Source organism: Mesorhizobium loti (assembly GCA_014189435.1).
GTDB classification, from domain to species: Bacteria; Pseudomonadota; Alphaproteobacteria; order Rhizobiales; family Rhizobiaceae; genus Mesorhizobium; species Mesorhizobium loti_G.
This window is the reverse complement of sequence record CP050295.1, coordinates 348,300-368,588: the sequence shown is the minus strand read 5'-3', so window position 1 is coordinate 368,588 and position 20,289 is coordinate 348,300. Positions and strand designations below refer to the sequence as shown.

Here is a 20,289-nt window from a genome sequence, read left to right as displayed (position 1 = left end):
CACCGCGGAACACGGTGACGTATAAAAGTAGGCGGCAAGCGCCGTGTCGCCTCTCGGCGACCGGTTTCTCACCGCCTCTTCCCGAACCGGACTTGCGCCTTTCGTTACGCATCCGGCTCTCCAGAAGACATGGCGAACTCAGGCGTCCCCATCCAGGCGAGGCGGTATCGGCAGCTCGGGGTCATTGCGAGCAGAAATTGCTCGGTGAATCCGTCCCGCCAGACCGTGCGCGTGCACCGCAACTGACTACCCGGAGCGCCCATGCATCTGGCGCTTGATGGTCTTGAGACGGTTAATCTGTCTCTCGACGGGACTGGTGCTCCAGGGCTGGGTGATTGCGGCCCGAACAGCCGCAATGTCACGGCCGATGCCTGCTGCAAGTGAAGCCAGTTCGCTGTCCGTGGCGTCCTCAATCCATTGCTCGAGGCTGGCATCGTCGTCGCCGCGTATCAGTGCAGCGAAACGTCGGGCCAGGTCACCCGCCTTCAAGAGCTCCGGCGCGCAGTCATACCCCACTTAAACACCGCCTGTAAGAATATGTTATTATATCAGCACGTTAGGCGCGCGCCGGCGCGTGTTACCACTACATTTTGGGGATGATATCAGGCGAGTTGTTCGTCGAGGTTGTGTGGCAGAGCGATGCCAGCTGCCTTGAAGACGTTGCCCACTTGGCCCGTAACGTGGGTTCTGGTGGTGACGATGCGACCATCCTTTTCGATGGTGGCTTCCTGGAGGCGGTCGAGATCGCGTAGAAGCGGCTGCCATTCGGGCGTCAGGCCTTTGGCCCGGCAGAGGCGGTACAGTTCCTTGCTGAGTACGAGCCCCAGGAACGAGCAAAACACATGCCCGCGGATGGCGGCATCGGATTGGTGGAAGATCGGCCGGGTATTGAAGGTTGCCTTGGCGGCGCGGAACAGGCTCTCGACCTCGAGCAAATCGCGATACCGCAGCACGGCCTGGAGCGGGGTCACCTTCGCGTTGGTCCGCACCACGGTGATGCCGTCGTAGCGGGCTTCCTCGGCAAGCTTGCCGACATCGATCTTGAAGTTCTTGCCGCTGGCCTTGAGGTAACGCCGGTAGGCCGAGTTGCCGACCAGTGCCTTGTCGCCCTTCTTGAGCTGTGCCTCGAGGCCGGCGATGATCGCCTGGCGGTCGGCCTTGTCCTTCTCGGCCTCGGCGTCATTGCGGCTGACGATATAGCGGTCTTTACCGACCTTGACCTCTTTGACCCACAACTGAGTTTCACCGCGCTGGCGCTCGAGAACGAGCGGAACCATCGGTGCCGCGTCATTGAGCACGACGTTGTGGATCACGCTGCTCGAGCGTTCGCGGGCCCCCAGAATGTATTCCATGCCCAGCTTTTCGAGCGCGGCGATGGTATCGGCGCTGATCATGCCGCGATCGGCGACAACGCAGGCGCGTGTGACGCCGAAGCGCGTTCGCAGCCGATCGACCACCGGCAACAGGACGGTCACGTCAGCGGTGTTGCCGGGCACCATCTCGGTGCAGATCGGCCGGCCCTCGGCATCAACGACCAGCGCCAGGATCATTTGCGCCAGATCGGGGCGGAAGTCCTTGGAATGCCCGCGCTTGCCCAGCGTCTCGCCGCCCGCGCCATGGAAGGACAACGAGGTGGTGTCCATGAACACAAGGCTGAGGTCGGTGAACAGGTCCTGCCGGCGCGCGAAGAGCTTTTCCTCGATCGCGTCTTTCACGCAGCGCGCCACCAGCGCGCCTTGCGCCTTTTCGCCGAGTTCCTCGCCCAGCCACGCCATGGCCCGGTAAAAGTGATGGAGCGCCAGACCCTCGGCGCCCTCGATACCATAATCGGCCATCCAGTTCGCGCAGTCGCGGTCCGAGCCCGAGACGAACAGCCGATGCAGCGTGCCAACGAACACCGCCCGTTCCACCGCAAAGCCGAACTGGCGCCCTTCCAGCACCTCTTCCAGCACCTCGCCGATCCCGAGCCGCTCCCACAGCCGCCCGAACAACAGCGGACCGCCGATGCGGCGAGAGGCAATTCGCCCCGCGTCAATGTCGGACAGGATGAGGCTGCGTTCGCCATGGCGCGCAATCGAGGCCGCCAATCTGTCAAGTTCGCCGCTGGCAACCAGCGCATCCTTGCGGCCCAGCGCCTTTATCGTGCGCTGGCGAACGGTTTTACCGTCGCGGACACTTTCCACGAGGTAAAGATAGCGGTGGCCGCGCGCGACTCTCTCAACGACAAACATGCCAGCGTTGTTAGCGAATAAATGCCATCAAATCCATACAACATGCGGCTAGCAGATCAAATGTTGTTACCACACATTTTCGCGCCGAAAACTCAAGGCCAGTGAATTCAATAGCTTAACGGACAGCGTTCGCCATCCGTTCACCTCCAACTGTTCAAGTCGGGTCATAGAGATGGCCCAAGAATTGTTCGGTCTGCTGATCGAGCAAAGTCGGGTCTTCCCTCAGCAGCCATGCACAGTTTCGGCGCGACGGCGGCCGCCATCGGGCATTTGGCGGAGCGGTCGATGAGCACTGCTGGCGGGCGGCGGTCCACCTGTAGACGGTCGCCCTGCTGCCTGCAAAGCCGCGGCGCTTGATTTCGCTCCACAGGTGCAACCCGTTGCGTTGGCCTTCCTGCCAGCGTCCTTCGAGATACTCCTGGAAAGGATCTATGAAAACCGAGCGCGCGGGCGGCCGCCGGTGCTCGGGCTCCCCGCCCGCTGCAAGCCAGCGCTCGACCGTTCTCACGCTCATGCCGGTCCGGGGCGCGATCTGTCGCGGCGACATGCCGGTCGTCCGCAAATCAAGGACTTCAGCATAGAGTTCACTGCGCTGGTTGCGGCGCGACCGGCGCAGGCCATCAAGCTTCGGGGAAGTCTCCACTGATGGTTCCGGATTGGCGTCGGCATCGCCACTCATCTCGGCCATCATCGCCTTTCCGGCGCCACTGACCGCTTTGCGATGGCGGCCGAGGGCCAGACGCAACGCTTCGCCCAGGTTCTGGAGAAGATGCCAGCGGTCGGCGACCTGCGTTGCATGGGGAGCACCACGACGGGCGCCGTCAGCATAAATGCCGGCGCGATCGCGAGCGATGACTTCGATGCCCGGATAACGTTTCAGCCATGACGCGACCGTGTTGGCATTTCGGTCGGGCAACAGATCGAGGACGCGGTTGCGCTCCAGATCGCAGATGATCGTTCCGTAGCGCTGTCCTCTGCGCCAGGCCCAGTCGTCGATGCCAACCACCCGCGGCGCTTCCGGCGGCTCGAACCCGGCCGCGCGGATCATCCGCAACAGCGTGTCGCCGCTCACCGGCATGGCGAGTTTGCGCGACAGGCGCGAGCCGGGTTCACCGCCGGCCGCGAAGCCGATCACCAACTGGCTCTCGCCGAGGCGGGCGGTGCGTCTTGACCCGGTCCGCACGCTTCGAACGGAATACGTGAAGTGCCCCCGAGAATGGGTCCAGGCCGCCATCCCTGACCAGCGCCATCAAAGATGCCGCGCCCTTGCGGAAGTCGACCGGCTGGCACGACACGTAAACCACCACACCGGAAGCGATCATGCCTTACGAACCGCGCGGATGATCCTCGCCAGGCGATCAGGATCGACATCGCCGCCGGCGCGCACCACTGCGTCGCCAATGACGATTTCCACCGTGTCGCTGCCCACCGCTTCAAAGCGCGTGAACTTCGCCGGCTTGCTCGCTCCCTCCGTCAGTGGCGCAACCATGCCCGACGAAAGCGCCTTGCGGCGCCACGCATAGAGCTGCGAGGGGTCCAGCCCCTCGGAACGCGCAACCGCCGAGACATTGCCCCCTGGCGAGAACGCTTCGGCGACAAGCCGTGCCTTCTCTCGTCCGACCGATGGCGCGGCTTGCGTCGGGACGGCACAGGCTCCGCCGTCAAAATCTCGAATGTTCGATGATGGCTCATACTGTCGCTCATAGGATTCTCCGCATGATTCATGCTGAAAATGACCATCAACAGAGCTGGCTCGGTTTGTTTGAACAGGATTTCCCGATTTATAAGTGGAATCCTACCTGTGTTTAGGCCGCTTCGGGAGCGTCATTGGGGTGAAGTAGGCCTCATCGGGCGTTCTGTCGTCAAGGCTCGAATGAGGTCGTCTCTGGTTATAAAAAGTCAGGAATTTACCGATGGAAGCACGTGCCTGGCTGACGCTTTCATAGGCTGGAGATAGACCTCGTTGTATTTGACGGTTCGCCATAGGCGCTCGACGAAGACGTTGTCGCGCCAGGCGCCCTTACCATCCATGCTGATCTGGATTTTCTGATCGAGCAGGATCTTGGTGAACTCGATGCTGGTGAACTGGCTGCCCTGGTCGGAGTTGAAGATTTCCGGCTTGCCATATCGGGCGAGCGCCTCCTCGAGTGCTTCAATGCAGAACGCCGTGTCCATCGTGATGGAGAGCCGCCAGGACAGAACCTTGCGCGTAAACCAGTCGACGATGGCGACCAAATAACAAAACCCACGTGCCATCGGGATATAGGTCAGGTCTGTCGCCCAGACCTGATTGGGCCGGGTGACCGGCAGTTTGCGCAACAAATAGGGATAGATTTTGTGCCCATCCCCGGGCTTGCTGGTGCGCGGTTTGCGATAAAGCGCCTCTATGCCCATGCGCTTCATCAAGGTTCGCACGTGTAAGCGGCCCGTTTCATAGCCCTCCCGCTTCAGGAGTTTTTGCATCAGCCGGCTGCCGGCGAACGGATAATCCATGTGTAATTCGTCGATCCGGCGCATCAGCTTCAGATCGGCGGCTGACACGGGCCGAGGCAAGGCGTAGACGCTGCCCCGGCTGATCCCCAATTCGGCAGCCTGCTTTGTAATCGGCAAGTCATGGTCGCGATCAATCATCGTTTTACGCTCGCCAACAGCCCGGCCTTGTCGAGCGCCGAGCCTAAAAAATCATTGGCCAGCGTCAATTCGCCGATCTTGGCATGAAGAACCTTCACATCGACCGCTGGTGCCGCTTTCTCCCCACCGTTAAACACGCTCGCGGCTCCCTCAAGAAGCTGTTTCTTCCAATCCGCGATCTGGTTGGGATGCACATCGTATTGCTGCGCCAATTCCGATAGCGTCTTTTCCCCTTTCAGGGCCGCAAGCGCCACTTTGGCTTTAAAACCAGCAGCATGGTTACGGCGAATTCGTTTCGGCATTTCAGCTCCTGTTCGTGAGCCACTCTGGCTCAGCTCAGGCAGAAATTCCACTTAAACCCCTGTTCAATTTTGCCGAGCCAGCTCTCAACCGCCTGCACGCTACGTGGGGATGCCTACGCGCTTACCCTTGAGGCCACTCAAGATCGCTGTCGCGCAACTCGCTCGTAGCTTTCAGGCTACTGTCAGCTAGCTCTGCAAGAAGGGTTGTTGTGGGGACAACCAGTCAGGAGATCTTATGAACTAGGAGACCTTATCAATACCGTCCGGCGTTGCACGATCGCCAAATGGCAAACGACGCCGGATCATCGGCAAACACGTCACGGACCAAGGAGAAGCCGTCCCATGATCACCCAACAAAAAATGCCACCTCACGTTTCCCAGATGCACTCAAAAATGACGCTCGAGTCAGACCTGGCAACATGCTGATGGAACATCTGGCTCGGGGCTGGCCATTGACCCACTCTCTCCCACTAAGTGCGGCGAGCACGCAGCACCTTCAAAACAAGGGTCAACTCACTTTGACTCAAACCTTGCCCATCGGCCGGTCACGAAAAGAGAAGCCATCAGTAACCCTTCGGTTTGGCTGCCTGCGCGGGACACTTTTTGCGACCGCGCTGGCGTTTGTGACCACCGCTCCGGTTTTAGCGGCCAACGACGACATCAAGGCAACGAATTTCCTGCTCGACAACGGCATGGAAGTGGTCGTCATCCCCGATAACCGCGCGCCGATCGTCACCCATATGGTCTGGTACAAGATCGGCAGCGCCGACGAGCCGCCCGGCAAATCCGGCATCGCGCATTTCGTCGAGCATCTGATGTTCAAGGCGGCGACGATCAACCATGCCGCCGGCGAGTTCGACCGCGCGGTGGCCGAGATCGGCGGCTCGCACAACGCCTTCACCTCTCAGGACTATACCGCCTTCTATGAGACGGTGGCGCCTCCCGCGTTGGAGCAGATGATGAGCTTCGAGGCCGACCGCATGTTCAACCTCAGCATCACCGACGATGATATCAAGACCGAGCGCGACGTGATCATCGAGGAGCGCCGCTCGCGCATCGACAACGATCCCCAGGCGGTGCTGGGCGAGGCGGTCGACGCCACGCTCTGGCAGAACCAGCCCTACCGAATACCTGTCATCGGCTGGATGCAGGAGATGGAGAAGCTGGACTGGACCGACGCCAGGGCCTTCTACGACAAATATTACACGCCCAACAACGCCGTGCTGGTGGTGGCCGGGGACGTCGCGCCGGAGACGGTAAAGGCTCTGGCCGAGAAGACGTATGGAACGGTGCCGGCGGCTCCTGGTCTAACCCGCATCCGTCCGGTCGAGCCGGGGCAGAACACTAAGCGCACGGTGACGCTGACCGACGCGCGCGTGTCGGTGCCGAACTTTTCGACGCATTGGGTGGTGCCGTCCTATCGCACCGCTGAGCGCGGCGAGGCCGAGGCGCTCGACCTGCTGGCCGAAATCCTCGGCGGCGGCACCCGCAGCCGGCTGTACCAGCAGTTGGTAGTGAAACAGGGCATTGCCGCCGAGGCCGGCGCCCATTTCGAGGGCACCATGCTGGATGCTAGCTACTTCAGCATTCACGGCTCGCCGCGGGGCGACGCCAAGCTTGCCGACATCGAGGCCGCGGTCGACGCCGAGATCGCCCGCATCGCCAGGGACGGCGTCACCAGCGACGAGCTGGACAAGGCGAAAGACCGCTATGTCCGCTCAGTAATCTTCGCCCACGAACAGCAGGACTCCATCGCCAGCATGTATGGCTCCACGCTTGCCACCGGCGGCAATCTGAAAGACGTCGAGGAACGGCCGGACCGCATCCGCAAGGTCACCGCCGATCAGGTCAAGGCCGTTGCCGCCCGCTATCTCGTGTCCGACCATTCGACCACCGGCTATCTCTTGCCTCTCTTGCCCAATACGGAGAATTGATGTGACGATGAACCAACACCGTGCCGCCTTTGCACAAGCCCTGCCTTTTCCGCTTTCAGCGGCACAAGGCAGCGTCGCGCGCTTCGCCACCCCGCTGGTCATCGTCATTCTCGCCATCCTCTTCCTCATCCTGCCGGCGCTCAGGGCCCATGCGGCGATGAATATCCAGGAGGTGAAATCTGAAAAGGGGATCACCGCCTGGTTGGTTGAAGACCATACGCTGCCGATCGTCACCATGGATTTGGTCTTCGACGGCGGCACCACCCAGGACCCGGCCGGTAAGGAGGGGCTTGCCAATTTGATGACCGGCTTGCTCGACGAGGGCGCCGGCGATCTCGACAGCGAGACCTTCCAGGTGCAGCTCGACGATGCCGGCGCCGAGATGAGCTTCGACGCGCAGCGCGACGGTATCCATGGCTCGATGCGCCTGCTTTCCGAGCGCCAGAACGCCGCTTTCGATCTGGTCAGGCTCGCGGTGAACAGGCCTCGCTTCGATAAGGAGCCGGTCGAGCGTATTCGCGCCCAGCTTCTCTCCGAAATCATCGCCAACGAGCGCGAACCTCACGTGATCGCCGAGCTTGCCTGGCTGCGCAGACTCTATGGCACGCATCCGTATTCGCGGCCGCCCGAGGGCACCAAGCAAAGCTTGGCCCACATAACGCCCGCCGATCTAAGCGCCTTCCACAAGACCGCTTTCGGTCGTGACGGGCTGCACGTGGCGGTCGTCGGCGACATTGATGCCAAAGCCCTGAGCGCAAGGCTCGACCAGTTGTTCGGCGATTTGCCTCAGAAGCAGGCGCTCGCCCCCGTATCTGATGTCACCCCGAAGCTCGGCGGGTGGACGTTGGTCAAATCCGCATTGCCCCAGACTTCATTGCCCCAGACTTCGCTCCAGCTGGCTTTTCCCGGCATCGGACGCAGCGACCCGGAATTCTATGCCGCGCAGCTGATAAACAATATACTCGGAGGCTCGCCATTTACCTCACGTCTTTTCCAGGAAGTGCGCGAAAAGCGCGGCCTTGCCTACGGTGTCTCCTCTAGCTTGGAAGGCTACCAGCATTCCAACACGCTTGTCGTGACGACATCGACGCGCGCCGACAGGGCGGCCGAGACGCTCGACCTGATAAGACAAGTAATCAAGGAGCTGGTGGACACAGGCCCAACATCGGCCGAGCTCGAAGCGAGCAAGAAGTATCTGATCGGTGCCTATGCCATCAACAATCTGGGTTCCTCCAGCTCGATTTCAGCCACGCTTGTCGAATTGCAGCTAGACAATCTCGGCACCGACTACATCCAGCGGCGCCCGGCCCTCATCGAGCAGGTGACGCTCGACCAGGTCAGGGCGGCGGCGAAGAAGCTGCTTTCGGCCGAGCCCGCCATTATGGTGGTCGGCCCGCCGCTGGGGGGCAAAGGATGAGCCCAGGACCCATTTGCCTTCCTTCTCCCTCCATCGCTTAGAGAGTGAACTGCCACCATGTCCGAACAACCCTTGCCGACGCTGCCGATATGGCGCGTCGATCACATCGAGCCCTCGACCGAGAAGTTGGCGCTACGCGCCAACGGTCCGATCCACCGCGTGCGCTTCCCGTCCGGGCACGAAGGCTGGTGGGTGACAGGCTACGACGAGGCCAAGGCGGTGCTGTCCGACGCGGCGTTCCGGCCCGCGGGAATGCCGCCGGCAGCATTCACCCCGGATTCGGTGATTCTCGGTTCGCCGGGGTGGCTGGTCTCGCACGAGGGGGCGAGCATGCCCGGTTACGCATGATCGTGGCGCCGGCCTTCAGCAACCGCAGGGTGAAGCTGCTCGCGCAGCAGGTCGAGGCGATCGCCGCGCAGTTGTTCGAGACGCTGGCGGCCCAGCCCCAGCCCGCCGACCTGCGGCGCCACCTCTCCTTTCCGCTTCCGGCCATGGTCATCAGCGCGCTGATGGGCGTACTCTACGAGGATCACGCCTTTTTCGCCGGGCTGTCCGACGAGGTGATGACGCACGAGCATGAAAGCGGCCCGCGCAGCGCGTCGCGCCTGGCCTGGCCTGGCCCGGCCTCGCCTGGCCTGGCCTGGCCTGGCCTGGCCTGGGAAGAACCGCGCGCCTACATTCGCGGCAAGATGCGGGACAAGCGCCAGGATCCGGGCGACAACCTGCTGACGGATCTGCTCGCGGCGGTCGACCAGGGCAAGGCGACCGAGGAAGAGGCGATCGGCCTGGCGGCGGGCATGCTGGTGGCGGGGCGCGAGTGCACTGCCGCGCAGATCGAATTCGGCCTCTGTTGCGCGACGCCGGGGAGGCCATCGCCCCGCTGGGGCCGCGTGCGGAACGTGCACTTAAATGGTGCGAGAACGACCGATGCCGAACGTGTCATCGCGGCCATGGAAAGATGTGGCTGGGTCCAAGCGAAGGCGGCACGCCTGCTTGGACTGACGCCGCGCCAGATTGGCTACGTGCTGAGGAAATACGGTATCGAGATCAAGCGTCTTTGAAACAAACGACCGAAGCGAGTGGCTGGAACAAATCAAGCATGGTGCTTTGGCGCATTGAGACGAGTGGATGCGGGGGCTCCCGCGTCAGTGCCAATTCCGATCCGATCGACACAGCCCGCCTGATCTCAGGCAAGAACATGGGGGCTACACCCGAGATGAGGGGTTGCTACCTAGCAAATGAGATTGGCAGGCAGGAGGGCGTATTTTAGCTATTTCAACCTGGTTGGCCCCCACGACAGGCGGCCGTTATGTCAAGCAAAATAGTACGAGGAACCGATGCTACCAATCTCCCGTCATACCCTCTGCGCGCTCGCTATCCTTTTTGGTGGACAACACGCCCATGCTGTCACGTGCCGGGATCCGGACTTACCGCTGAAGCCCACGATTGCTTTTGAGAGAGAAAATCGTGGACGGCAAGCCGACCACGATCGAAGAGCATCCTTGGCAGGTCGCACTCCTTATTAACGGGAACTTTTGCGGTGGATCGGTGATCGCAGAGCGATGGATCGTCACAGCGGCGCACTGTTTAGCGGATGAAAAAGACGACGTGAAGGTCGAGGTCAAGGTAGGCGCTACAGATTACCATGATGGCGTTTCGTTCTACGCAAAGAGTTTTTTTGTTCACGAAGAATATAACCCGGACACATGTGAACATGACGTGGCGCTGGTGCGAGTGGACAGTACGCAGCCCGCAGCAATCATCCCCCTTGCTACCTCCAGTACGCAAATTGCTATTGGCGAGGGACTTACCGTGTCGGGTTGGGGAAATACGTTAGACGTTGGAGAATCGTCAGACGGTGGAGAACCATCAGACCAGCTCCTAAAGGGCACCGTCCCGTACGTAGAGAACGAAACGTGCAATGGTCCGGACTCATATGCTGGGGGGATCTTTCCTGGGATGATGTGCGCCGGAAGCATCAGCGGCGGGACCGATGCTTGCCAAGGGGACAGTGGAGGTCCTCTAACCAAAGGCAATAGCCCAGAGGACGCCATCTTGGTTGGAATTGTATCGACTGGGGACGGTTGCGGAAAGCGGCTGAAGTACGGTGTGTATACGCGCGTGTCGTCTGAGCGCGAGTGGATCTTGGATAAGATGTCACAATTCGGTAACTGAGGCGGCGAGTCAGAATGCGTGCAGGATGGAAAATTCACGTTGCCGCCTCTATCTGAACGCGCAGATTGTGAACTAACCGGAGTTCGGCTTAACAGGTGCCCTCACCGTGTCCCATGAATGCTGTGCAGGCTACCGACAAACCGGCCGGATGCGAGTTGCGTCACGCTAATGCGAACGAGAACTCGTTCCGTTTCCGTTTCCGTTGCCGCGTCGCAGCGCACCATCACATTCCCCGTGCAGTTTGCGGCACGTTGTAATTGAAAGCTTCATTCCTTTGGCACGATTGCGTCGGATGATACGTAAACGTTGCACGGGACGATAGAATGAGCGGTGAGCGTCATCCAGTTTCTTGCGTTAATGGTCCACTCAGCCTTCACGCAGTGGCAGCCGCGCAGACGCTGACGGCGCGGGCCATCCCGATAGTCATCTATCCGGTCTGCGGAGAACAAGAATCAGAATGGGAGCGAGATCAGCATGTACTCGAATTTGAAACGTTTGGCCCAAGCAACTGCCATCGCCTCGCTCTGGACCATTGGGTCAGTCGCGCTGTCGATTTTGTATGGGTGCCACACGATGGAAAATATGGATGCAGGCCTAACATCGTTACGAGGTCAACCGTATCAAGAGGCGTTTCGCGTTCTCAGCTTTCCCGATGCGGAGAGCATGATAGCCCATAAGCGTGTTTTCACGTGGGTAACCCGGGACGCCGGCTCATACACTGTTCCAACGTTTAATTCGGGCACGGCCTATGTGAACGGGGAGCCGATCTACGTCGAGACCCAAGGCACAGCAACCGAGATCTACGACGATCACTGCAAAATCGACGTGATCGTTGGATCCTCCGACATGATTGAGGACATCAAGTACGATGGAAACATCGGAGGCTGCGAGAGGTATGCACGCCGGCTTCGTCCCAAGGCTCAGTAACTGCAAATTTTTAGCGATCACGTGTAACCTTATACAACTTCGGATTTCCGGATTTACCCGATCAGTTAGATCCCAACGCGGGAATTTTGCAGTAGAGGCTTATGTACACGTGGTCATACTGGGTGAGACGCAGACACATCCTGCGATGTCAAACATGTATTCTCCAGCGCAGCATAAAGGACTTTACGGACCTTCGTCAACACGGGCCGAATCCCTGCTCTTCATTGTAGCCAACGCAGTATGTCAAAAGCAGAGGCTCCAGTAAGGCCAGAACTCCTTATCAGAGCACGCATGTTGTTCGTAGCCATACAGATTGAGGAAGAGGCCAATTTGTCGCCCCGTGACATGTCGCCTGGCATTGTCCGATGTACGACAATGTTGGAGATGCGACATAGCCGCTTCGATCGATTGCCTTATAATTAAGCGAGTTTTTCCTTTGGCACGCATATTGCTTCCGGTCATCAGTAAACGCGTCACGGACCGACGATGTCGAAAATGTTAGCATAATGATTCTGCCGGGGCGACATCCGGCCTTACTACAGCAGGACCATCCAGATGCAGAAAAGGAAGAGGCCGTCCTCGCCGAGGAATAGTCGAGTCAGGGCGCCATAGGCGCTTTTTCGTACGCATCCGAGCAAGGCCGCCTTGTAGGCCTCGTGGGGGTTGCGCACTGACTGTCCTTGTTGACGTCAATAAGGACAGTGCGGAAATGGAAGGCACCAAAAGGGACCGCTATTGCGGCGACCGCGTAAACAGCTTCCGGAACAACGCTTCCGAACGCTCCAGCCCTTCATCGGTAAGGATCATTGACTTCGACTTGTTGACTGGGTCGCCGATCATGCCCTTCTCGTGAAGCCGATCCGTCGTTGCCCAGTCGAAACCCTTCCAAGCGCAACGCTCGTTATGCAGCGTCAGCCATAACAGCGCCAAAACCGCATCGTCGATCTTATCCTCATCGATCTCCATGAACCGATATTACCACGCGCGAAGCTCCAAAATCTCGCGGTCCTGCTCGGATGGATACGACGCAACTCAACCTGCAATCCTTCCAGAAAGCGCTCTTCACCACATTTGGCGCGGATACGCCCTACGGTCATCCCGTCGACCCCAGCGGTGCGCACGCCTCGATTAGCGGCCACGCGCCGCCAAGCACAGCGGATCGTGCGGATGTCGGTTAACCAACCCCACATGTCCCGCCATTTGTCGTCAGGATTTGCCTGACTCCACTGATGGAGTTTGCGTTGAACGCTGAGTATCCAAGCCTCGTCAGCTTGACGATCCATGTCCATGGATCATTTCTCCGTCATACAAGTCTATCGTCTTCCTGCTTCCCTTCGCCATGTGCATGGCTTTCCCATGCTCCGACTACTACGAAAGCTCCGCCCTCAGACTCGTCCTTCTCCGGTCGTCGCGGCTAGCCCAGTTCCGATCTGGGCAGGCGAGCTGAGTTCCCGTGTTCCGATCTTCAACCTTTGTGCCGTTAGGCGGTGAGCTATACCCCTTGCGATGCGGGAGATGGGCCAAGGAGAACCACTCCCATTGGCCTGCTGCCGGTTTCGTGGACACCGAGATAAGGTGTTTAACGGAACTGGAGAGTGGGAATGCAAAGAAGGAAGTTCAGCCGCGAGTTCAAGCTTGAGGCGGTGAGATTGATCAAGGATCGGGGCGTTGCGGTGTCCCAGGCTGCCCGCGACCTCGATCTCCACGAGAATGTGCTGCGCAAATGGGTGCGCGAGCTTTCGACCGATCCGCAGCATGCGTTTCCCGGTCATGGGCAGATGAAGCCGGAGCAGCAGGAGATCGACCGGCTGCGCAAGGAAGTGGCGAAGCTGAAGGCGGAGCGCGACATCCTAAAAAAGGCCGCAGCCTACTTCGCGAGGGAAGTGACATGAGGTTCGCTTTCATCGCGAGGCACCGGAGCATCTGGCCGGTGGCATGGCTGTGCAGTGCGCTGGACGTGTCCCGGTCAGGCTTCCATGCTTGGCTCAACCGCAGCTCCAGCGCTCGCTCCCGGCATGACGAGATCCTGGTGTCCAGGATCGACCGCAGCTTCAAGAGCAGCGACCGAACCTATGGCGCCCGTCGCGTCTGGCACGACGTGCTGGCTGAGGGGCTGTCCTGCGGACTGCATCGCATCGAGAGGCTTATGCGGGAGAACGGTCTGCGTGCCAGGCCTCGGCGCCGCGGACTCCCGAAGGATATGGGCGAGCGAGCCGCAGTGTCGGACAACCTCCTTGACCGCGCCTTCGAGGCATCGGCGCCGAACCAGAAATGGGTCGCCGACTTCACCTATATCTGGACCGCGGAAGGTTGGCTCTACGTTGCCGCCGTGGTCGACCTGTTCTCCCGGCGGGTCGTCGGCTGGGCGATGAAGGCCGAAATGACAGCACAGCTCGTCACCGACGCCCTCATCATGGCGATCTGGCGCCGGGGCAAGCCCGACAGCCTGCTGCATCATTCCGACCAGGGATCGCAAGGCGGATTCAAGCGGTCGTCGCAACACTGATTGTGTTCACTCACGACAGCAACTCGTCAAGCGCTTCTGCCGGCGTTTTCCAGCCAAGGGTTTTTCTCGGTCGGGCATTAAGGGCCGCGGCCACGGCGGCGATCTCGTCGGCGCTGTGGACGCTCAGGTCGGTGCCCTTCGGGAAGTACTGACGCAGCAGCCCATTGGTGTTCTCGTTGGTGCCGCGCTGCCAGGGGCTTTGCGGATCGCAGAAGTAGACTTGGACACCCGCGTCGATCTTGAGACGATCGTGCTGAGCCATTTCGGCTCCCTGATCCCAGGTCAGCGAACGGCGCAGTTCTTCGGGCAAGGTGATGATGGTGCGCGTAATCGCGTCGCGCACGGCTTCGGCCCCGTGTCCCGCGAGAGCAGGGCCATTCTTCATGCGCGGAGCTTCGCCATGCCCCGCAAGCCGGGGAAGATGCAGCAACATCGTGAAGCGTGTCGTACGCTCAACCAGCGTGCCGATCGCCGAGCTGCCAAGACCAAGGATGAGGTCTCCTTCCCAGTGACCCGGCACCGCGCGATCGGCCGCTTCGGCGGGGCGTTGACTGATCATGATCTCCGGCAAGACAAAGCTCTTACCTCGACTGCGTACGCGGGCCCTGGGGACCCGCAGCACGCGCCCCGTTCGCAAGCAGGCCGACAGTTCGCGGCCTAGCGCTCCCCGACCCTGAACGAAGAGGGCTTGATAGATGGCTTCGTGGCTGATGCGCATCGTCTTGTCGTCCGGGAAGTCGATCGGCAAGCGTCGGGCGATCTGCTCCGGGCTCCAAGCCCTGGCCCATCGCCGATCCTTTCGCGGACCGTGTCGGCGGCCCTTCCACCGAACGGCCGGACCAGGAACGGCGGCGCCACTTGGGGTCATGACGACGCCGGCCAGTCGCTGCTCCACATAAGTGCGCAAGGTTGTGTTGAGCGCAAGCTTGGTCGGTTTGGGCCGATGGGCCGATCGGTCGGCGTGCCATTGGGCTGTCGATGCACGATATTCCAGCCCGCCGCTGCGCGTCGCGGCATTGCGTCGTAGCTCACGGGAGATGGTCGAGGCGGATCGGCCAAGTCGGCGTCCGATCTCGCGTCTCGAAAGGCCCTGAACGCGAAGAAGTGCGATCTCCTCACGTTCCGCAAACGCAAGGTATCGCTCTGACGGCGGCTTGGTGGAAGATCTGAACATCGCTGGTGCCATGCCGCCCGCCTGTCGGAACAATCTGGTTCCAACAGGCTGCGACATACCAGCCGCCAGCGCAGCATCTTCGCTGGTCAGCCCCTGCGCTATCCCCAACCAGAATCGCTGGAGTTCAGATCGCCCCGCCACTGGCGGACGTCCCGGTGACGGCAACGGCGCCCGCCCAGAACGGTGTGATCGTCGCTTTCCAATGCCCATCGCAACCTCCTTCGTTCAAGTGTTGCGACGACCGCTTGAATCCGCCCAATACACGAGCGAGCAGTTCCAGCGCCTGATGGCCGATCACGGCATTACGTGTTCGATGAGCCGGTCCGGCAACGTCTGGGACAATGCTGCGATGGAGAGCTTCTTCTCGTCGCTCAAGACCGAGCGGACAGCCCGCAAGGTCTATAGGACGAGGGATGACGTCAGGGCGGATGTGTTCGATTACATCGAATGCTTCTATAACCCCCGGCGGAGGCACTCGACGCTGGGCTATCTGAGCCCCGTGGAGTTCGAGGAACAAGCTATGTTAGCTTAACCTCGTGTCCGTAAAACCGGCAGCAGGCCACATCTCGAGTGCTAAACATTGAGCCGCGCCAGTTCTGTTCGCATTATATTGCCTCCCACGCCATCGCGCGATTTGGAGACGGTCTCGGATATAGAGGCTTCCAACGCTCACTTCGTTATCTCACCATGGGCACTGCGGTAGCCCGACCTGCGCTCGATGGGCGCATCCGGTACAGTTAAGGCCGCTCTGCTTATGACACCCAACCGGCGACACCCGGTCGAGCTTTGCGGCCCCCTTCCATCTACTGTTCTCTGTAGAGGGGCGGCGTTACAGCCGCCGGTCGAAAATCAGCAAGTTTGGGAGGTGATACCTAACCTGAAAAATTCATGGGGGTTGGTGGATGTGGCGCAAGCCGTTGAAATGACTTAGGATTTGGTTGCTTAAGCCGATCCGAACCATTTCCCGGAGACCACACCCACCATGAACGATCTTACGCTGCCGCTGAGCGGTTTGTCATCAGTCGGCGGCAAGTCCGTCGTCGCCCGTTTCGACGGCGGCATGCTGTCGTCCAACAGCGGCGTTCTGGCTTTGGCCGAGGTGGAAAAGCGGTTGCGGGTGGCCGAGCGTCTGGCGCGTTGCATCGACGATCCGCGCTGCCCGGACCAGGTCGTCCACAGCCTGGCGGACATGATCGGCTTTCGCATGAAGATGATTGCCGCCGGCTACGAGGACGGCAACGACGCCAACCGGCTGCGCCGCGATCCGGTCTTCAAGATGGCCCAGGATGCGCTGCCGTCGGGTCGGGATCTGGCGTCGCAATCGACGCTGTGCCGGCTGGAGAACCTGCCCGGCGTGCGGGAGCTGGTTGCGATGGGGCGGGCGATGGTCGATCTCTATTGCGCCTCGTTCCGGCAGGTGCCGAAGCGGATCGTACTCGACATTGACGACACCTTCGACGCTGTGCACGGAGGCCAACAGCTTCGCCTGTTCAATGCCCACCATGACGAGTACGGCTTCCAGCCGATCGTAGTGTTCGATGGTGCGGGACGGTTCGTCAGCGCGATCCTGCGACCGGCCAAGCGGCCGAGTGGGGCTGAGATCCGCCCCCACCTGCGCCGTCTGGTGCGGGCGATCCGGATCAACTGGCCGAACATTCGAATCCTGCTCCGCGGCGATAGCCATTATTGCAGCCCGCAGGTCATCGACTGGTGCCGCGCCAACGACGTCGACTTCATCTTGGCCTCGCGCCCACCACGACCCTGCGCAAGCATGTCGCGGATCTGGAGGCCAGCACGACGGCGCGCTTCGAAGTGTCGGCCAAGACAGGCAAGGTCCGCAGGTTCAAGGAGTTCGTTGACGGCGCCGCTAGTTGGAGCCGCGTCGAGCGCATCATCGCGCGGGTCGAGGTCGGCGCCCAAGGTGCCGACACCCGCTTCATCGTCACCAATCTGGCCAGTGGCAAGGCCAAGGCGCTCTACGAGGACCTCTACTGCCGGCGCGGCGCGGCCGAGAACCACATCAAGTCCTGGAAGACGCATCTTGCCGCCGACCGCACATCCTGCACAAGAGCGACGGCCAACCAGTTCCGGCTCTTCCTGCATGCCGGCGCCTACTGGCTGATGTGGAGCCTGCGCGCTGCGATGCCGAGGCGCTCGAGCTTTGCCGTCGCCCAATTTGACACGCTGCGATTGCGCCTCATCAAAATCGCCGCGCGGGTGGTCGAGATGAAAACGCAAATCCGCCTGCACCTGCCGACATCCTGCCCCGACCAGCGTATTCTGCGCATCGTCCTCGATCGCATCCCCCAACTCGTGACATAGCGACGGGGCCAAGATGCCCCGAACCGAACCCGCCAACATCAACCCGCAAACCCCGCCTCCCATCACCGACGGATCAGCCCCGCCGCCCGACCAGGCTTGTCAAAATGCACCCACATCGCGACCAAATCGTAGCTTCAGGCCGCCGACAACTCATCGCTGTGCATCAAGGCGGCTAAGTCATACTTCACCTCCCGCACCGTCACGGCGCACCGATGTCCTCGGAAAACCGGCTGATAAGGCCGAACCCCTTGGAAAGGGAAGTGCCGCCCTTGAAGAGTAGCCTTGGACTATCGGCAGGCAGGCCATTGAACAGGGCGTCCAAGGTCCAGCAGACCCAGAAGTCCTTTTCGATATTCTGCGGCCTGGAGTTAAGACGCTGAGCTGTTGTTGTAAACAAGCCCATTCTTGTCTCGGTGTCGGCGCTCAGGACCTGGTCGTAAGCAGAATTCATTGGCTCAGCATTCTCGGAGGCATAGTCCCGCTCGGCTGGAGCCGGCCTTGGGATACCTCAGCGGCGTCCTGCAGTAGGGGCTTCAAGCCGCCAAGTCGGCACGGAGGCGGTCACCTTGGTCGGGATCGTTCAGCAGTCGGCGCAGGCGCCGTAACAGTTTCTGGTTCCCTTCATCTTGGCCTAGCATATCGCGCATCCAATGCAGCGCCTGGACGACGCGCATTGCCGGACGCCCAGCCCAGTAGAGTTTGCTGGCCGACGTGGGCCGGAAGGTGATGTCGAGGTTGCCAAGTCGAATCGGCCGCAACCGCGCATCGGCGTGTACGACGATGCGGGCTGGTACAGCGTCAGTCAGGCCGAGGTCATTTGCTGCGGTCTTGCCGTCAACGAGAACCCGGATCTGATCACGCCGCGCCACGGCGTCGATGACGCCACGGGGGGCTGGTGGGCTTTTCTGTTGAGTCAAGGTGTGAACGTTGGTCGATCGTAAAGTCCGCGATCAATCCGCCGCAGTTCGGCGGCCTTGACCATCCGCTGCAGCACTTTGTCCACCGCATCGCGATTGCCGAGGTTAAGAAAATCCGCAGGCGTTCCAGACTATGCGTGGCGGACTTGTCGCCATGTGATCTTGGATGAGAGCCTGCAGGTCAGATCGAGTCTCGCTCATGTCCGAAATATGTACGAGACTGTTGAATAACTAGCCGGAACGACCGCAGGGCACTGGAGCCGATATGTTGGCGCGATGTCTGCCGAACCGTTCCACTTCATGCAGCGGCCGGTCGTCTTGCCAACAGTTGGAGGTTCTGAACCGCTGCGGCGAGAAGGAATTCTTCTTTTGCCCCGCTCAGGCCTCGTAGCCTCAATCGTCGAAACGCGATGTTGCGCTTGAAGTGGCCAAAGAGCCGCTCGATCCTCTTGCGCAGTCGCCGTGAGCGGGCATAGCCAGGTGTTTCGCGCAGCGCCCGTACCTGATCACGTGCATCCTCGTCGAAGGATCGTGTAATTCGTCGCGCTGGTCCGTCTGTGCAACTCAGCTTTGAACGACAGGCGCCGCAGTCGGACGGGCGAGCGAAATAGACATTGGCGCGCGCGCCGATGTCCCTTCCCCGATAGGTCAATTGCCGACCTTCAGGACAGGTGAAGCTGTCACTCTGCCTATCATAGGAGAAAGCATCGCGGGTCAGTTTGCCGGCGGTCTGGTGTTGGCGTTCAATCACCGGGATATGCGGTTCGATACCCTGCTCGAGAAGCCAGCTCAGAAGCCCGGCGCTGCCGTAAGCCTTATCAGCTGCCAGCCGTTCAGGCGTCAGTCCGAGACGCTCGCGCGTCCGCACCACCATTGTCTTGGTTGTGTTCACCTCCGCAGCGAAGCGAGCCGGACTGGCCTCGACGTCAAGAATGACGCTCGTTTCAGTGTCGATGTAGTAGTTGGTTGAATAACCGAAACGGCCACGTCCATGCTTGTTTGACCAGCCAGCTTGCGGATCAATCGGCGATAAATGTTTCGGCGTCGAAGGTTCACGCTCATCTGGGGCCTGCGGCAGCGCTGCGTCGAGTGCGGCTAGATACTCATGCACTGGCCGCGAGATCGTGCCACCGTCGGACCAGGCGATTGCATTGGCGTCACCAGGAAGTTTCTTCTGCCAGCTCGCATCCGCCTCGATGAAGCTGGCATCGACTGCAGTATCCGTGCCTGAGACCAACCCAGCAGTGGCACAATGACCGACGATCTCCTCGAACAACCTTCGAAACAGATCCCCTTGGCGAAAGCGGCCGTAGCGGTTTTTGCTGAACGTTGAGTGGTCCGGCACAGCTCCGTTGAGGCCGAGCTTGCAAAACCAGCGGAACGCCAAGTTAAGATGAACGTCCTCGCAAAGCCTCCGCTCTGACCGAATGCCGTACAGGTAACCAATAAGCAGCATTCGCAGCATCAACTCGGGATCGATCGAAGGCCTGCCAGTGTGGCTGTAGCTTGAGGCGAGGTGCTCATGCACAAAGCTTAGATTAAGCGTCGCATCGATGCGTCTGAGTAGGTGACCGGCAGGTACGTGCTCATCAAGCCGAAACTCGTAGAAGAGTTGTTCTTGAAGATCGAGCCTGCCCATCATGACAAATCATCTCCAGCGCTCAGCAGAGGGATGGAATCACGTGTTGGGAGGCCATTCAAGCCGAGTTTTTCAACAGTCTCGTACGTATTTCGGACGAACGCCAAGCCCTGG

At 60.4% G+C, this 20,289-nt stretch carries 10 protein-coding genes and 10 pseudogenes; 10 read left to right on the top strand and 10 right to left on the bottom strand.

The features are described 5' to 3' along the window. Positions 1–246: 246 nt before the first annotated feature. The 6 genes and pseudogenes from HB777_38685 to HB777_38660 all read right to left on the bottom strand — a co-directional run bounded on the left by HB777_38685 (position 247) and on the right by HB777_38660 (position 5,164). A pseudogene (locus tag HB777_38685) lies at positions 247–507 on the bottom strand (transposase). Positions 508–602: 95 nt separating this feature from the next. After that, positions 603–2,231 (bottom strand): IS1634 family transposase, encoded by a 1,629-nt coding sequence (locus HB777_38680; GenBank protein QND69547.1) that lies wholly within the window; start codon positions 2,229–2,231, stop codon positions 603–605. Between the two features lie 163 nt (positions 2,232–2,394). Further along, a pseudogene (locus HB777_38675) lies at positions 2,395–3,417 on the bottom strand (transposase). Beyond that, positions 3,341–3,553 carry a transposase gene (locus HB777_38670; GenBank protein ID QND69546.1) on the bottom strand — a complete coding sequence of 71 codons (213 nt, stop codon included), beginning with the start codon at positions 3,551–3,553 and terminating at the stop codon, positions 3,341–3,343. Before HB777_38670 ends, HB777_38675 begins: the two are co-directional and overlap by 77 nt. Beyond that, a pseudogene (locus tag HB777_38665) lies at positions 3,550–3,935 on the bottom strand (transposase). The gene HB777_38670 and the pseudogene HB777_38665 overlap by 4 nt, the downstream one beginning before the upstream one ends. Before the next feature lie 91 nt (positions 3,936–4,026). After that, positions 4,027–5,164, bottom strand: a pseudogene (locus HB777_38660) (IS3 family transposase). Between the two features lie 425 nt (positions 5,165–5,589). Here HB777_38660 and HB777_38655 point away from each other — a divergent pair. The 6 genes and pseudogenes from HB777_38655 to HB777_38630 all read left to right on the top strand — a co-directional run bounded on the left by HB777_38655 (position 5,590) and on the right by HB777_38630 (position 11,617). After that, positions 5,590–7,098 (top strand): insulinase family protein, encoded by a 1,509-nt coding sequence (locus tag HB777_38655; protein ID QND69545.1) that lies wholly within the window; start codon positions 5,590–5,592, stop codon positions 7,096–7,098. Positions 7,099–7,105: 7 nt separating this feature from the next. Continuing rightward, positions 7,106–8,515, top strand: a complete 1,410-nt coding sequence (locus tag HB777_38650; GenBank protein QND69752.1) for an insulinase family protein — start codon at positions 7,106–7,108, stop codon at positions 8,513–8,515. Between the two features lie 57 nt (positions 8,516–8,572). Next, positions 8,573–9,363: pseudogene (locus tag HB777_38645) on the top strand (cytochrome P450). A 51-nt stretch (positions 9,364–9,414) separates the two neighbouring features. Then, positions 9,415–9,576, top strand: a pseudogene (locus tag HB777_38640) (hypothetical protein). 406 nt (positions 9,577–9,982) lie between these two features. Next, a complete protein-coding gene (locus tag HB777_38635; protein ID QND69544.1) occupies positions 9,983–10,690 on the top strand; it encodes a serine protease in 708 nt (235 codons plus the stop codon). 474 nt (positions 10,691–11,164) lie between these two features. Then, the gene (locus HB777_38630) at positions 11,165–11,617 is read left to right on the top strand and encodes a hypothetical protein (protein QND69543.1); all 453 of its coding nucleotides are present in this window, start codon (positions 11,165–11,167) and stop codon (positions 11,615–11,617) included. Between the two features lie 732 nt (positions 11,618–12,349). Here HB777_38630 and HB777_38625 read toward each other — a convergent pair. Continuing rightward, positions 12,350–12,583: a hypothetical protein gene (locus HB777_38625; protein ID QND69542.1), complete on the bottom strand. Its 234-nt coding sequence runs from the start codon at positions 12,581–12,583 to the stop codon at positions 12,350–12,352. 635 nt (positions 12,584–13,218) lie between these two features. Between HB777_38625 and HB777_38620 the strand changes: the two are divergent. Next, a pseudogene (locus HB777_38620) lies at positions 13,219–14,120 on the top strand (IS3 family transposase). A gap of 13 nt (positions 14,121–14,133) precedes the next feature. On the opposite strand, the gene HB777_38615 reads toward HB777_38620, so the two are convergent. Next, the gene (locus HB777_38615; GenBank protein ID QND69541.1) at positions 14,134–15,507 is read right to left on the bottom strand and encodes an IS30 family transposase; all 1,374 of its coding nucleotides are present in this window, start codon (positions 15,505–15,507) and stop codon (positions 14,134–14,136) included. A gap of 43 nt (positions 15,508–15,550) precedes the next feature. On the opposite strand from HB777_38615, the pseudogene HB777_38610 reads away from it, so the two are divergent. Beyond that, a pseudogene (locus HB777_38610) lies at positions 15,551–15,829 on the top strand (IS3 family transposase). Between the two features lie 450 nt (positions 15,830–16,279). Further along, positions 16,280–17,619, top strand: a pseudogene (locus HB777_38605) (IS1380 family transposase). 211 nt (positions 17,620–17,830) lie between these two features. On the opposite strand, the pseudogene HB777_38600 reads toward HB777_38605, so the two are convergent. After that, positions 17,831–18,070, bottom strand: a pseudogene (locus HB777_38600) (nucleotidyl transferase AbiEii/AbiGii toxin family protein). 199 nt (positions 18,071–18,269) lie between these two features. Here HB777_38600 and HB777_38595 point away from each other — a divergent pair. Further along, a complete protein-coding gene (locus tag HB777_38595) occupies positions 18,270–18,560 on the top strand; it encodes a hypothetical protein (protein QND69540.1) in 291 nt (96 codons plus the stop codon). 274 nt (positions 18,561–18,834) lie between these two features. Here HB777_38595 and HB777_38590 read toward each other — a convergent pair whose 3' ends face one another. Then, positions 18,835–20,178, bottom strand: a complete 1,344-nt coding sequence (locus tag HB777_38590; GenBank protein ID QND69539.1) for an IS1182 family transposase — start codon at positions 20,176–20,178, stop codon at positions 18,835–18,837. Between the last annotated feature and the right edge of the window lie 111 nt (positions 20,179–20,289).

What these genes read in the sequence shown, in the direction of transcription:
- HB777_38680 (QND69547.1), bottom strand. Translation starts at nt 2,231, where the DNA reads ATGTTTGTCGTTGAGAGAGTCGCGCGCGGCCACCGCTATCTTTACCTC.
- HB777_38670 (QND69546.1), bottom strand. Translation starts at nt 3,553, where the DNA reads ATGATCGCTTCCGGTGTGGTGGTTTACGTGTCGTGCCAGCCGGTCGAC.
- HB777_38655 (QND69545.1), top strand. Translation starts at nt 5,590, where the DNA reads ATGGAACATCTGGCTCGGGGCTGGCCATTGACCCACTCTCTCCCACTA.
- HB777_38650 (QND69752.1), top strand. Translation starts at nt 7,106, where the DNA reads ATGAACCAACACCGTGCCGCCTTTGCACAAGCCCTGCCTTTTCCGCTT.
- HB777_38630 (QND69543.1), top strand. Translation starts at nt 11,165, where the DNA reads ATGTACTCGAATTTGAAACGTTTGGCCCAAGCAACTGCCATCGCCTCG.
- HB777_38625 (QND69542.1), bottom strand. Translation starts at nt 12,583, where the DNA reads ATGGAGATCGATGAGGATAAGATCGACGATGCGGTTTTGGCGCTGTTA.
- HB777_38615 (QND69541.1), bottom strand. Translation starts at nt 15,507, where the DNA reads ATGGGCATTGGAAAGCGACGATCACACCGTTCTGGGCGGGCGCCGTTG.
- HB777_38595 (QND69540.1), top strand. Translation starts at nt 18,270, where the DNA reads ATGCAGCGCCTGGACGACGCGCATTGCCGGACGCCCAGCCCAGTAGAG.
- HB777_38590 (QND69539.1), bottom strand. Translation starts at nt 20,178, where the DNA reads ATGATGGGCAGGCTCGATCTTCAAGAACAACTCTTCTACGAGTTTCGG.